Consider the following 12,561-nt stretch of genomic DNA (forward strand, 5'->3'; position numbering starts at 1 on the left):
ATTTTATTATTCATAAGGGCGCTATTAACCTGCACCCTTATTTATATACACCACTTCATTCCTTATTAGTTATAAGTTGTATACAGTTCCATATGGAATAGTAAGAAAAGAACTTCCGTACGGTGTAACATGATGTACTGGGTAAAAATACTCTACGGATGAATAATACGGTTGTACACCTTGCTGCTGCATTTGCATTTGTTGTTGCATTTGCAATGCTTGTTGAATAGCTTGGACTGTACTTTGTGCTCCACTATACGTTATAGATGTACCATACGCTGGTCGCATACCAGTTTCAGAATTAAAATATGAATAAAACATGATTTTCAACTCACTTCCGTATAATTTATTACAAAGTATGTTATGATTCTATATTTCAGTGAGTGCTGAAAGCTAATTCACTAGCTTTTATTAAGTTTAAACATTTTTAATATAAATATCATTCTCCAAATAAAAGCACCCTCAACGGATGCTTTTTGTTTCTCGCTAAATGTTCCTACTACCATTATTCATTAGCAATAATTTAGTTGTCCACGAATTTCACCATTAGGATGTTGTACTGTATGAACATTAATATATATGTTTCCAGATATAATCTCATTTACAAGAGTGCCTAATGTTTGACCCGCTAACGGTCCAACCAAATCTTCTTGAGTAATCATTCCCGTAAGAGTTGCGCACTCTATTGAAACTGGATTTGTTATCGGTCCAAATAAAAAGGCTACAACAGGGCCGTTCGTTCCTTTTAATCCAAGATGCAGATGGGCAGCTACTACATCCTCTATATTGAATAAATCTAACTTGAACCTTAGGCTAAGCTCGTCCCGACTTAATTTAAAGAAACTCTCTCCTCGAGCATCTGTTTCTACTGGTGGAACTTCATTTCTACCACGCAACTTTGCAAAGAACATATCTATCACTCCTATAATTTTTATACTTCTAATATATTCTGACCCTTCTTATAAAGTGACAAAAAAGCAGCTGTTAGGTTAATTTTAATTTATTAAATATAATAGTTTAATTTATTAATTATATTAAATTCATACATTTAACTATTACGCTTTTTAAGTTTAATCCATATACTATATTAGATTACTAGAAAGGAGGTGTAAGCATGGAAAGTTGTGTTTTGTTCGTTAATGGACAACCTCTTTTAGTCGTTTCAGTTGCTGGAATCGAAATTGCTAGATTAGAACTTTCTCTTCAAGTAGCATTGACTTTAATAGCATTAGGAATTCCAATTTGTGCATAATAGTTAGATAGTTATAAAAAAGAGGGCTTAAGCTCTCTTTTTTATTCCTTAACATTAAAAAAGACACCAGTTGGATAATGGTATCTATTGAAATATTCACCATAAGTTTCATCACTACTAAATTAATAATCCTAATTCATGTATAATTCCTGAGAACGAATAACCATATGCAAATCCTAAAATACGAACTCCTGGATTCCATCTATGTTCTAAATCCTCATTGTACGTTTCCTTGTAATATGCTAGTTTCGAATATATGTTATATTTGTCGTTAACAATTACTTCATCACTAGAAAATCCATCCATTCTAATCTGAACAGCTACATATTCTACTCCTTCATTTAATAACATTTTTCTAATTCTTCTAATGTCTTCCGCACTATTAACCTTCTATTTAAACGGTCATTATGTTCAATAAAAAAGCAGTCACATCCGAGGTTGCAAACATATACAAAAGGCACTCTTAATGAGCATTAAATAAATTATAAGCTATTTTCTTTTCTTACAAAATAGCTTATGGTTTTTATATAGAAATCATTCTTCAAAAAGCAAGGTTATTCATATGTCTTTTCAAAAATATAGTGATAACACTAAAATGTATTAATAAAGTGAAACTTTAATCAGTCCTCACCAATTGGGCGTTTACGGGCAGCCTGATCCCCACCTAACTTCTTTGCTTGCGCTTAATTTTGAGGTAGGGATCTTACTGCCCGCAAATAGCGGAATTAATTTGATTTTAGCGTTGGTTCCATTACAATAATTTATTAATTAAAGAGCCTCTTTCCATAGGAGCTCTCTTTCATTCTCTCAATTTAAATTTACTATTCCATTATTAATAAGTATAAGTTATTTTCTAAAAAGCAGTTTCTATTACCAGTTTTTATGAAATCTTTTAGTTTTTACTAACAGCTCTTTTTTATTAAACTAATAATACTCCTTAAACCCATTTTACCTACTGCATCATATAATTTTAAACTTAGAATTCAATAAAAAAGTTTCTTACCATTAAATATGCGCACTATATGAGGTTCTTTTAAAACTAGTCTATTTATCATCCCCTTCTAACTCCTCACTTTCTTCACGTATTTGTCCAATTAATGAAAATACAGAACCTACAGCTTGGATCCAACTTCCTATGATATCTATTGATTGACCTTCTTTCTTTTTATCCGGGTCACTATTTACTTGATTGTCTAAATTTTCCCCTGTATCACTTACTAGATCTTCTTTACTATCATGCTGCTCTCCTCTAATACTTTTCAGCTCGTAAACTCCTCCAATTGCCTGCAAGGAATTCCCTATAGCTTGTAATAAATTTCCTACAATATTAAAAGTTTCATCTTTATCTGAAGCATCTTCAAATTCATCTGCTAATGCTGTAAGTCCTCCTAAAGCCTGTATCCAATTTCCAGCAATCACTAATTTAATTTTAGTTTCATCTTTAAAATCAATAACCAATCCTGATATTACAGTTACATTACCCGTTGATTGTATTTCGTTCCCAATTTTTTCAAGAGATATTTCGCCCTGACCATCAGCTTCTAAAGCGTTACCAACTGCTTGTAATGTGTTTCCATATACATTCAGATCCTCCCTTACATTACTACTTATAAAATAGAATGGTGTACTTCCAATAGCGGAAGTTATTGTACCTATAGCTGCTATCAATGCACCAAATATTTCTTTTAATTGGTTCTCCATTTATAACCTATCCCAACATTAAATAATTACTTTTATCCTATTCAATTACACAGCTATCTGTTAAAACGCCACACTGTCCCTTACCTTGTTTCTCTTTTATTATATTGTCTTATAAAAATAATACTAATATATTTTGGTATGCCCACCTTATAACGATAACCCATGTAATTTCAGAAGTTTGACACAGCTCTAGAAAAAGCTTATAAAGAAAAGTGAGGTTCCTGATATTCGTTTCCATAATCTAAGGCATATTCATCCAAAGATGGTAAGTGAACGATTAGAACATACAAGTAGGTATCACGCCGAACACCTACTCGCAAGTTATATCAGGATTTCAAAAGACTGTGGTGGATCAATTGGCAAAAGAATTATTCGGAAAGAAAATTTTTCGTTTCTAACCAGAAACACCGCCTAAAAAAACTAAAATATTACAAGTGAAAAAGGAGCAACAAAACATGAGAGAAATCAAATCTGACAAGGAATTCAAAGACATCATCGCAAGCGAGGAGCCTGTAGTTGTTAAGTTCTTTACTACATGGTGCCCAGATTGCGTACGTATGGACAACTTTATCGGAGATGTAATGGAAGAGTTCAATAAATTTGAATGGTACTCTATCAATAAAGATGAGTTTCCAAGTATCGCTGAAGAGTATCAAGTAATGGGTATTCCAAGTTTACTTGTATACCAAAACGGTGAGAAGCTAGGCCACTTACATAGTGCTAATGCAAAAACAGAAGAGCAAGTTACTGAGTTTTTAGAAGCATACTAAAATGAAAGCCCTCTGGAAAATATTTTTCAGAGGGTTTTCATCTATTTTCACAATTATCTTTTGAATTTTTTCATCGTTTAATGAATTACACCTTGTCATGATAAGAATAATACGTAGTAAGAAAAGTATTCGTTTCCTCATCCATCTACCCTCCTATCTCTTTAGTAAATAAACTCCAATTAGGTTCACACCTTGACTTTGTACTTTTCAACATATTTTTCCTTTACGAAACTTTGTTATCCCCTTCTTAAAAAGCTATAAAACGTCAACAATGTTTGTATAGACCCACACGACTTTCGTTTGATACTCTATTTATAGAAAGAAATTCCTTTAAAGAAAGGTGAGTGATTAAAATGGATACTCTTTCTCATAAAGAAGCTGATAAAGGTGCTATTGTCAGCATTATGGCCTACATATTTTTATCCTCTATGAAAATCATCATCAGTTATATTACCCTCTCTAGCGCATTACGCGCTGACGGTTTAAATAACTTAACGGATATCGGTGCTTCTTTAGCGATATTAATTGGTCTAAAAATATCTCGTAAACCTCGTGACCCAGATCATCCGTATGGGCATTCGCGTGCCGAACAAATCGCATCACTTGTTGCGTCCTTCATTATGGCAACAGTCGGATTAGAAGTTGTTATTAGTGCCATTCAATCTTTCTTAAATCCGAAACAAGCAGCGCCTAATGTACTCGCTGCATGGGTTGCTTTATTTTCTGCTGTCGTTATGTACTGCGTGTATTTGTATACGAAAAAAATTGCAGCACGAACAAAAAGTAAATCATTAGAAGCCGCTGCAAAGGATAATTTATCAGATGCACTCGTAAGCATTGGTACCGTAGTAGGTATTGTCGGTTCTCAGTTCCAAATGCCTATTTTAGACCCTATTGCCGCTTTAATTGTCGGTCTTATTATTTGTAAAACTGCATGGGAGATTTTCGTAGAATCTTCTCATATGCTAACAGATGGAATTGATCCTGATAAAATGGAAGAATACGCTGATGCTATTGAGCATATTGGCGGTGTGGAAAACATTGTAGATATTCGAGCACGTATGTATGGGAATCAAACGTACGTTGATATTACAATTGAAGTAGATGCTCGCATGGATGTTGGAGAAAGTCACTGTATTACCGACAACATCGAAGCTATGCTGCGCAAAAAATTTGGAATTTACCATGCACACATTCATGTTGAGCCAATGAAAAAAGAACCTATTATGACATAGGTTCTTTTTTTATGAACGTTTTATGGAATATAACACATAAAACGAGCCAGCTACCGCCAGCTGCCCATCCTGCTAATATGTCAGATGGATAGTGCACGCCAAGATATATTCGGCTAACTGAAATAGATAATACAACAAAGCTTGCTATAAGAATAATTAACAATTTTTTATGCAACGAAATACGCTCTTCAGTAATTGTGACGTATGCAATAAATCCTAAAAAAGCAGTAGCATTCATCGTATGACCGCTCGGAAAACTATATCCAGTTGCAGTAACAAGCTGCGTAACATCAGGTCTTGCTCGTTCGTACCATAGTTTAAGCATACTGTTTAAATAACGAGATCCGTAGTAATTAATTGTTAGAAGTAACGCACTAAGCAACTTTTTTCTAACGAGAAAATACATTACAAGAATAATGAGTAATGGAAAATATATTCTTTTGGAACCGATAAAAGACACCCAAGTAAAATAGGTCGTCAAATAATCGTTTCGAAAGCTTTGAATAAAATGTGCGACTATATTGTCAAAGTTCTCAATACAAGCGGTATGATACGAAAGTGATAATACGACAAAACAAATGAGTAACGTAAAACTTAGCAAGTATAAATGTCGATATCGTTTCACATACATAACCTCACTATGCAAAAAAATGGAGCGGTTGTTTTAGTTTTCCTCTCCATTTCTTTTTTATGCATAGTTTATTAAAAAATATAATTATTAATTTTTTGCTTCATCTCAGGGATATCTTCTCTTGTTACGGTAAAACGAATCACCTTCTCATCAAGATCAAGCGCCTCAGCGAATAATCCAGCTAAACCACGGGATTTTCTATCTACTTCCATAATAATTTCTAGTCGGTCGTATGCACGTGGCAAGATTAATAATTCTAATTCATCTAATTTCCCATAATGCTCTCCAGAAACCGGAATAAACTCAAATTCTTGTGCGAATGGAACTTGCTTACGTAATCGATGCGGTAATTCTTCACATTCTATATGACGTGCTTTAAACCCTAATTCATTTACACTATCTAAAACACTACTTAATAATGCATTAGGTAACACTTGAACGTAGTCGCGGTCACTTGGGTCTATACTATGTTTAATATCAAGACCTGTATGAATCCAAACCGTTTTCATACCAAGTGTAAGTGGTGCTTCAATTGGCATTGGAAAAGAAAATGGAATTTCAACTTTTTCATTCGGTTCTACAGAAAAAGGTTCTGTTAAGCGTACTCGCTCTAAATCATATGTTGCTGTTACTTTTTTATCATCCACTTCTCGTACATACGACGTCGATAATGTTAAGTAAATGCTTTCAATTTGTTGGCTAACTGAACCTCCAGTTATATGAACCTTTCCAACTATTTCTTCCCCAACAATATACTCATCTTTTTCAAGAACAGTATCTACCTTTGCACTTCCAATACCAACGCTTGCTAAAAACTTTTGAAACATGGAGTCTCCATCCTTTCTAAAGCAGAAGCTACATCTTGTTTTAAATCTTGTACATTCTCATAGTACGGCGTTTTTATTTGTAACATTCGCATAAGCATTTCACGATTATAATGTTCCAAAGTTAATTCTTCGTACCATGGTTTTTCCTGTTTTTCATTAGATTCATATCCTGCATATAATAAAAATAATGAGAAATGACCGAGCGCATAAAAGTCGCTACGAAAGTGAACTTCTCGCATCAAAGCTTGTTCACCTTCGTAAGTTGTAGCTCGCTCATCATCTTCACCTTTCCATTTAGCCAATCCAAAATCGATAATACTAATTTGATTTTCTTTCATTAGTATGTTTGGAATGCGTAAATCTCGATGAATAATGCCTTCACTATGAAACACCGATACAATTTCTAATATTTCATATAAAATCTCAAAAACTTCACGTTCTGTATATACATACCCATCTATGAAAATATAATCTTCAAAATTTTTACCAGGCATGTACTCCATCACAAAGAAGCTCTTTTTCTCCCATAGGAAATGATCATATAGACTAGGAATTGCATGATGATTTAATGTTTGTAAAATCATTTTCTCTTGTTCAAATGATTTTCTACCAGACTCATATCTTTGTTTACTTTGTCTTAATTGTTTTAAGACTTTATATCTATTTATTTGTAAATCATTAACGACATATGTAACCCCATAACTGCCCATTCCAATTACTGATTCAATTTTATAACGCTCTGCAACAATTGTATTTTTTCGCAGTGGTCTATCAAATAATGCTAGTACACGACGCCATTTCATCAGCTACTTGAAAAGAAGCTACGGCTTTTACGTTTTCTTTTATAATGTTGATGTCCATAACCAGATGAACGTCGTTTATAATCGCTACTTGAATACGAGCGCCCTCTACGACGATAATCACTACTTGAATACGAACGATATTTTTTCTTTCCTAATAAAGAATCAATAATTTTTTTGAACATTCCTTCACCTCTTGAGTAAAATTTCCTTTTCATTATACCAATAATTATTGACTATATTTGTGACAGGTTTGTAAAGAGTAAAAAACGACGAGTTATGCCCGTCGTTACTTTCATTCATCCTCTTCATCAAAAACTTCATCAATCATGCATTTCTCTAATAAATACTCAAATGTAATATCTGCGAGATCTTCAATTTCTTCTCGTTTTGGGACGTACCCTCTTTCAATTAGTTGCTCATAAAAAAACTCCGCAATCTCTTCCGTATCAATCACGACTTCAATTTCCTTCATGAGCATCACTCCTTTATTTCTGTTTTATGAAAAAATCTCAAAATTATGTATATGAGATTAGAAAAATAGATTTTATTTTTTATAGGTCATAAGCTTTGGACGAGATGCATACGATTGTAGTACAAGCTATTCAAAGGGGGAAATAATAATGGAAAATCAATATGAAGTAGGACAAACAAAAGAAGAGTTCATGCATGAAGATCAATGGGCAGACTCTCTTATAAAGTGGCTTTTTATTTTTTTAATAGTTGTAGGCATACCTTATACTGCATATGTTGTTGTTCAATTTATTCTCTCTTTCTAGTTAACTATTTTTTCTCTGTCAATTTAACTAAATAATTATGAACAACATCCATTACAATTTTATATTCTTCATCTTTAAATGTATCGAACAATAATTGATAATCGTTATAAATATCAAGTAATCCATCAATGATTTCTTGACGATTCGTCTTAACACTCACTTTTTTCGAGTTGTTAATTGACTTTAACTTTCCTAAATCTAATTTATTCATACCGGCTTTATCTTGTTTCATTTTCTTCAAAATTGCATTTGCCGTTTGAGCATTGGCGAGTAACGTTAAATCTGATTCATCCGCTTCTAACCATTCACCATCCGTAATCCGTGACAATTCATAAATTGTATCTTCCCATGCGTCATTCTTATATCTCCATACTTCTGTACGAAAACCAACAATACGGAAAACATCTTTATCATATCCAGTTACTTGCACAAGATCACCAAACGTGAAATTATAATTTAATTCAATCCACTCCGTATCGCCCTTTTTCATATCTTGCTCTGTAACGTGCTGCAATGTTTGCTCTACGTAAAATCCATCGTGATTATTGACTTCGTATACATAAACTCCATCTAAAACCTTCATATTTGTGATTTTCCCAACGGTTCCATATAGCGTAATCACGACTATGTCCCCTACGTTGTATTTAGGTTGTTTTTTTCTTGCCATCTCTATCTCTCCTTTTTTTGACGTCGTGATTTTGATATCAGTATATGCAACCTACATAAAAACGCTTATCACAGAAGCTTATATTCATAAATTTTTTCAATAAAAATTATAATCTTATAAAATTTACATTACACTCAAACAAAAGCTAGTAACTAGACTAGCTTTAAATCAACAAATTTCATAATAAAAAAACATACAGAATACTTCACTTTAAATAAAGTAATGTATTCTGTATGTTTTCAAATAGTTTTTATCTATCTTGTATGTATAAATCCCAGGCTTCATCAAATATAGACATACTTTCTAGCATTCCGCTCAACTCTAAGTATGAACTAATTTCATCATAGTCTTCAGATTGCTTCGGAAAACTTAAATCATCATACATCGCCTCTGCTAAATCTGAAATTTCATTTCTAAATAAAGCTGCACGATGCTTCATCATATAATGGTAAAATGTCTTTTTCAAAAATATTCCCTACCTTTCTAACTTGGGTACATTATACAAGGCAAAAAAGAAAAAAACCAGCATAAAAGCTGGTTAAAAGTCGAAATAATTTCTTTTTAATAGACGCGGTCTTCCCATTAATTCTTCATATGTTAGTTGTTTTGGTAAATCTTTCGTGTAAATTAAGAATAATTGATCTTCAATTTCTTTTACTGTATGGTCTGATTGATAGTCCATCCCGCACGAGGAACAAGAAATACATGGTGTCTCTTGGATTTCAATGGCTTTCGTACCATCTGGTAATTCCCAATATACAGTATTCAAGCTTTCTTTCGCTTCTGTACTGTCACACCACATACAATTCATACTGCATCACCCTCAGTTTTTTTGTCGTTTTCTTCTAACTTAGCCATTTGTGCTTGATATTTTTTATCTTTTAATTGATCGCGCTTATCACGTTTATCTTTTAAAGATGCATGAGTATCATTATCTTCGTAGTCTTTACGACGGTTCATACGCTGTAAGTCGTCTGGAACGAGGTTAAATTTCTTATCGCTCATAAGACCTGCGATACCAACATCTGAACGTTTTTCTTCGTAGTTCGGATAAATCTCTTTAAAGTATCCTTCCGCTCTTCCTGGAATATAGCTCTCTGGCTCTGGATACGTCGTAATAACACCTTCAAAGTTACGAAGTACAACTTTATCTGCACTTTGTGAGATTAAATAGTTTGGTTGAAGTGCAATTTTACCGCCTCCGCCTGGCGCATCAACAACGAATGTCGGAACAGCATAACCAGATGTGTGTCCACGTAAACCTTCAATAATTTCAAGACCTTTAGATACTGGTGCACGGAAGTGACCGATACCTTCAGATAAGTCACATTGATAAATGTAGTATGGACGTACACGGATTTTTACTAAGTCATGCATAAGTTTTTTCATAATTGGAACGCTGTCGTTAATACCAGCTAAAATTACTGCTTGGTTTCCGACTGGAACACCAGCATTCGCTAACATTTCACATGCCTTTTTCGATTCTTCAGTAATTTCAATAGATGTATTGAAATGTGTATTTAACCATACTGGATGGTATTTTTTAATAATGTTACATAAGTTTTCTGTAATACGTTGTGGGAATACTACTGGTGCTCTCGTTCCGATACGAATAATCTCAACATGCGGAATCTCTCGTAAATTTTTTAATACATATTCTAAAATTTTATCGTTAATTAGAAGTCCGTCACCACCGGAGATTAATACATCTCGTACTTGTGGCGTTTCACGAATATAAGCAATTGCATCATCTAATTGTTTCTTCGGTACACCCATTCCAATTTGTCCACTAAAACGACGACGTGTACAGTAACGACAATACATAGAACATTGATTTGTTACTAAGAATAGTACACGGTCCGGATAACGATGTGTTAGCCCTGGAACTGGTGAATCTTCGTCTTCGTGAAGTGGGTCTTCTAAATCATATTTTGTTTTATATAACTCTTCCGAAATCGGTACTGATTGCATCCGAATCGGACAGCGTGGATCATCAGGATTCATTAGCCAAGCATAGTACGGTGTAATGTTTAACGGGATCGTTTTCGTTGAAATTTTAACGCCCTCTTCTTCTTCAGGTGTTAAGTTAATTACTTTTCTTAAGTCATCTAACGTTTTGATCGTATTCGTTAATTGCCAAACCCAATCATTCCATTGCTCTTCAGTAACATCTTTCCATAATTCGATATCCTTCCAGTGACGATTTGGTTTGTATACATCATGTAACATTGCTATTCCCCCTTTTTATACGCTCATCCTTTATATAAGCAATAGTTATGCCAACTTTACATTGTTGATAAGTAAATGTGCGGAGAACCCTATTACATAAGCGAAAAAATATTTTTAAGCGTTGTATGAAATCAATACTTAACATCATATTCATTACTTTTTATATATGTAAACGCTCTTTTATTGGTGCAAACACACAAAAACCGCCGATTATTCGGCGGTTTTGTCGTACTTGCTCAGTTTATATTGAAGCGTTTGACGAGGGATACCCAACATTTTTGCGGCTTGTAATATATTCCCTTCCGTTTCAATCAACGCTTGATCTATTAATTCTTTTTCTGTTTGATGAAGTGCTTCTCTAAGTGGCATTATACCCTTCTTCTTCGAAAACTTCTCTTTCCGAAATGTACGTGGTAAACAATTGGCTGTTAATGTATTCCCTTCTGCAATAATAACAGCATGTTCAATCGTATGTTTTAACTCCCGTACATTTCCAGGCCACTGATAAGCTTGCAGTCTATCTTTCGCTTCCTCATCAATTTGAAGTACACCTTTTTTATAACTTTTATTATATTCTTTCAAAAAATAAGATGCTAATAATAGTACATCCTCAGTCCTTTCACGAAGCGGTGGGATATATAATGAAAATACGTTTAAGCGATAATATAAATCAGTGCGAATTTTATTCTCTCGTAAACATATTTCTGGAGGCTGGTTCATCGCGGTAATAACACGAACATCTACTTTTCTCGTCTTATTATCACCAATTCTTCTAATGACTCCATCTTCTAACACTCGTAACATTTTTGCCTGCAAATCAAGAGGCATTGAATTCAGTTCATCTAAAAATAATGTACCACCATCAACAAGTTCAAATAGCCCAGCTCTTTCAATCGCTCCCGTATAGCTTCCTTTTGTCGTTCCAAACAATAAACTTTCTAATAGCGACTCTGGTAAAGCTGCACAGTTTTGTGCAATAAATGGCTTGTTTTTTCTTTTAGAAGCTTCATGAATTGCTTGTACGAACAGTTCTTTTCCTGTTCCTGTTTCACCATATATTAAAACATTCGCGTCTGTTGGTGCTACTTTTTGTGCTAACTCTTTCGTCTGTTTAAACCGCGTATCATTTGTCACTATCGTCTCAAATGCAGCGTGCTTTTTAATCACTTTTTTTCTAGATGATCGCTTTATTTTCGACTGTAAGTCAACAATTGTGTCAGTAAGCTTTTGAATTGTAGAGTAATCCTTTGCAATTTCAACAGCCCCAGCAATATTCCCATCTATAAAAATAGGTAACGTCGTATTTACTGTACAAACATCTTCACCATTTAAATTTTGATAATGTTGTACCTGATGTACGATAGGTTTTTTTGTATCTAGTACTTTCATCAATGTACTCGTTTCCCTTGATAAAGACGGGAACGCTTCTAACAGATGTTTCCCTAACACTTTTTCAATCTTCGATCCATCGTGTTTTGCAGCTACAGAATTATAAAATATTGTAATTCCATTTTCATCTACAGCGTGTATAGCCTCATCAATACTGCCCAAAATCGCTTCAATGACTTCTTGTGTCGAAACTGCTAGCAATGTCATCCCCCCTCTTGCCGAAAATCCAGCAATTACATGCCGAATTTTCGGCACACCTATGTGCGATTGTAAGCATGACG

General features: G+C 34.0%; 17 protein-coding genes and 2 pseudogenes. 5 read left to right on the forward strand and 14 right to left on the reverse strand.

The annotated features are described in order from the left end of the window. Window positions 1-69: 69 nt before the first annotated feature. Entirely contained in the window at window positions 70-321 is a 252-nt protein-coding gene (locus tag ACTFSL_RS14795) for a DUF3947 family protein (protein ID WP_088338513.1), read from the reverse strand. 191 nt (window positions 322-512) lie between these two features. After that, complete coding sequence (locus ACTFSL_RS14800; protein WP_000464546.1) at window positions 513-911, reverse strand: CHRD domain-containing protein; 399 nt, start codon at window positions 909-911, stop codon at window positions 513-515. Between the two features lie 203 nt (window positions 912-1,114). Between ACTFSL_RS14800 and ACTFSL_RS14805 the strand changes: the two genes are divergently transcribed. Continuing rightward, on the forward strand, window positions 1,115-1,252 hold the full coding sequence (locus ACTFSL_RS14805; protein ID WP_000443219.1) for a DUF3956 family protein: 138 nt from the start codon (window positions 1,115-1,117) through the stop codon (window positions 1,250-1,252). Window positions 1,253-1,369: 117 nt separating this feature from the next. On the opposite strand, the pseudogene ACTFSL_RS14810 reads toward ACTFSL_RS14805, so the two are convergent. Together ACTFSL_RS14810 and ACTFSL_RS14815 are read right to left on the reverse strand one after the other, a co-directional pair. Continuing rightward, window positions 1,370-1,635, reverse strand: a pseudogene (locus ACTFSL_RS14810) (hypothetical protein). Between the two features lie 661 nt (window positions 1,636-2,296). Continuing rightward, window positions 2,297-2,953, reverse strand: coding sequence for a DUF6944 family repetitive protein (locus ACTFSL_RS14815; RefSeq protein ID WP_017674109.1), 657 nt, complete (start codon window positions 2,951-2,953; stop codon window positions 2,297-2,299). A gap of 133 nt (window positions 2,954-3,086) precedes the next feature. On the opposite strand from ACTFSL_RS14815, the pseudogene ACTFSL_RS14820 reads away from it, so the two are divergent. The 3 genes and pseudogenes from ACTFSL_RS14820 to ACTFSL_RS14830 form a co-directional block, all read left to right on the forward strand. Continuing rightward, window positions 3,087-3,351 (forward strand): annotated as a pseudogene (locus tag ACTFSL_RS14820) (site-specific integrase); the annotation flags it as partial. A 57-nt stretch (window positions 3,352-3,408) separates the two neighbouring features. Beyond that, window positions 3,409-3,723, forward strand: coding sequence for a thioredoxin family protein (locus ACTFSL_RS14825; RefSeq protein ID WP_001206934.1), 315 nt, complete (start codon window positions 3,409-3,411; stop codon window positions 3,721-3,723). A 353-nt stretch (window positions 3,724-4,076) separates the two neighbouring features. After that, window positions 4,077-4,958 (forward strand): cation diffusion facilitator family transporter, encoded by an 882-nt coding sequence (locus ACTFSL_RS14830; protein WP_000380385.1) that lies wholly within the window; start codon window positions 4,077-4,079, stop codon window positions 4,956-4,958. Here ACTFSL_RS14830 and ACTFSL_RS14835 read toward each other — a convergent pair. The 5 genes from ACTFSL_RS14835 to ACTFSL_RS14855 all read right to left on the reverse strand — a co-directional run bounded on the left by ACTFSL_RS14835 (window position 4,948) and on the right by ACTFSL_RS14855 (window position 7,691). After that, window positions 4,948-5,583: a phosphatase PAP2 family protein gene (locus ACTFSL_RS14835; RefSeq protein ID WP_000833370.1), complete on the reverse strand. Its 636-nt coding sequence runs from the start codon at window positions 5,581-5,583 to the stop codon at window positions 4,948-4,950. The two genes, ACTFSL_RS14830 and ACTFSL_RS14835, sit on opposite strands and share 11 nt — an antisense overlap. A gap of 77 nt (window positions 5,584-5,660) precedes the next feature. Continuing rightward, window positions 5,661-6,416: a sporulation protein gene (locus ACTFSL_RS14840; protein ID WP_000486622.1), complete on the reverse strand. Its 756-nt coding sequence runs from the start codon at window positions 6,414-6,416 to the stop codon at window positions 5,661-5,663. Then, on the reverse strand, window positions 6,398-7,219 hold the full coding sequence (locus tag ACTFSL_RS14845) for a serine/threonine protein kinase (RefSeq protein ID WP_000872063.1): 822 nt from the start codon (window positions 7,217-7,219) through the stop codon (window positions 6,398-6,400). Before ACTFSL_RS14845 ends, ACTFSL_RS14840 begins: the two co-directional genes overlap by 19 nt. Beyond that, complete coding sequence (locus tag ACTFSL_RS14850) at window positions 7,219-7,401, reverse strand: hypothetical protein (protein ID WP_000473371.1); 183 nt, start codon at window positions 7,399-7,401, stop codon at window positions 7,219-7,221. Before ACTFSL_RS14850 ends, ACTFSL_RS14845 begins: the two co-directional genes overlap by 1 nt. Before the next feature lie 110 nt (window positions 7,402-7,511). Then, the gene (locus tag ACTFSL_RS14855; RefSeq protein WP_000658451.1) at window positions 7,512-7,691 is read right to left on the reverse strand and encodes a YozD family protein; all 180 of its coding nucleotides are present in this window, start codon (window positions 7,689-7,691) and stop codon (window positions 7,512-7,514) included. A 148-nt stretch (window positions 7,692-7,839) separates the two neighbouring features. On the opposite strand from ACTFSL_RS14855, the gene ACTFSL_RS14860 reads away from it, so the two are divergent. Further along, entirely contained in the window at window positions 7,840-7,995 is a 156-nt protein-coding gene (locus ACTFSL_RS14860; protein ID WP_000431486.1) for a DUF3930 family protein, read from the forward strand. Between the two features lie 4 nt (window positions 7,996-7,999). On the opposite strand, the gene ACTFSL_RS14865 is transcribed toward ACTFSL_RS14860, so the two are convergent. The 5 genes from ACTFSL_RS14865 to rocR all read right to left on the reverse strand — a co-directional run bounded on the left by ACTFSL_RS14865 (window position 8,000) and on the right by rocR (window position 12,487). Then, a complete protein-coding gene (locus ACTFSL_RS14865) occupies window positions 8,000-8,662 on the reverse strand; it encodes a hypothetical protein (protein WP_000101499.1) in 663 nt (220 codons plus the stop codon). 250 nt (window positions 8,663-8,912) lie between these two features. Next, window positions 8,913-9,128, reverse strand: coding sequence for a YozE family protein (locus ACTFSL_RS14870; protein ID WP_000750717.1), 216 nt, complete (start codon window positions 9,126-9,128; stop codon window positions 8,913-8,915). Window positions 9,129-9,200: 72 nt separating this feature from the next. Continuing rightward, window positions 9,201-9,473 carry a YokU family protein gene (locus tag ACTFSL_RS14875; protein WP_000995763.1) on the reverse strand — a complete coding sequence of 91 codons (273 nt, stop codon included), beginning with the start codon at window positions 9,471-9,473 and terminating at the stop codon, window positions 9,201-9,203. Next, window positions 9,470-10,891, reverse strand: coding sequence for a lysine 2,3-aminomutase (gene ablA, locus ACTFSL_RS14880; RefSeq protein WP_000902142.1), 1,422 nt, complete (start codon window positions 10,889-10,891; stop codon window positions 9,470-9,472). Before ablA ends, ACTFSL_RS14875 begins: the two co-directional genes overlap by 4 nt. A 210-nt stretch (window positions 10,892-11,101) precedes the next feature. Continuing rightward, window positions 11,102-12,487, reverse strand: coding sequence for an arginine utilization transcriptional regulator RocR (rocR, locus tag ACTFSL_RS14885; protein ID WP_011110073.1), 1,386 nt, complete (start codon window positions 12,485-12,487; stop codon window positions 11,102-11,104). Window positions 12,488-12,561: the final 74 nt, after the last annotated feature.

Source organism: Bacillus cereus group sp. MYBK108-1 (assembly GCF_051917185.1).
In the GTDB taxonomy this organism is placed as follows: domain Bacteria; phylum Bacillota; class Bacilli; order Bacillales; family Bacillaceae_G; genus Bacillus_A; species Bacillus_A cereus.

Coding starts and splice junctions, on each gene's coding strand:
- rocR (WP_011110073.1), bottom strand. CDS start 12,487: ATGACATTGCTAGCAGTTTCGACACAAGAAGTCATTGAAGCGATTTTG.
- ACTFSL_RS14805 (WP_000443219.1), top strand. CDS start 1,115: ATGGAAAGTTGTGTTTTGTTCGTTAATGGACAACCTCTTTTAGTCGTT.
- ACTFSL_RS14845 (WP_000872063.1), bottom strand. CDS start 7,219: ATGAAATGGCGTCGTGTACTAGCATTATTTGATAGACCACTGCGAAAA.
- ACTFSL_RS14800 (WP_000464546.1), bottom strand. CDS start 911: ATGTTCTTTGCAAAGTTGCGTGGTAGAAATGAAGTTCCACCAGTAGAA.
- ACTFSL_RS14825 (WP_001206934.1), top strand. CDS start 3,409: ATGAGAGAAATCAAATCTGACAAGGAATTCAAAGACATCATCGCAAGC.
- ACTFSL_RS14840 (WP_000486622.1), bottom strand. CDS start 6,416: ATGTTTCAAAAGTTTTTAGCAAGCGTTGGTATTGGAAGTGCAAAGGTA.
- ACTFSL_RS14875 (WP_000995763.1), bottom strand. CDS start 9,473: ATGAATTGTATGTGGTGTGACAGTACAGAAGCGAAAGAAAGCTTGAAT.
- ACTFSL_RS14865 (WP_000101499.1), bottom strand. CDS start 8,662: ATGGCAAGAAAAAAACAACCTAAATACAACGTAGGGGACATAGTCGTG.
- ACTFSL_RS14795 (WP_088338513.1), bottom strand. CDS start 321: ATGTTTTATTCATATTTTAATTCTGAAACTGGTATGCGACCAGCGTAT.
- ACTFSL_RS14860 (WP_000431486.1), top strand. CDS start 7,840: ATGGAAAATCAATATGAAGTAGGACAAACAAAAGAAGAGTTCATGCAT.
- ACTFSL_RS14830 (WP_000380385.1), top strand. CDS start 4,077: ATGGATACTCTTTCTCATAAAGAAGCTGATAAAGGTGCTATTGTCAGC.
- ACTFSL_RS14815 (WP_017674109.1), bottom strand. CDS start 2,953: ATGGAGAACCAATTAAAAGAAATATTTGGTGCATTGATAGCAGCTATA.
- ACTFSL_RS14850 (WP_000473371.1), bottom strand. CDS start 7,401: ATGTTCAAAAAAATTATTGATTCTTTATTAGGAAAGAAAAAATATCGT.
- ACTFSL_RS14855 (WP_000658451.1), bottom strand. CDS start 7,691: ATGAAGGAAATTGAAGTCGTGATTGATACGGAAGAGATTGCGGAGTTT.
- ablA (WP_000902142.1), bottom strand. CDS start 10,891: ATGTTACATGATGTATACAAACCAAATCGTCACTGGAAGGATATCGAA.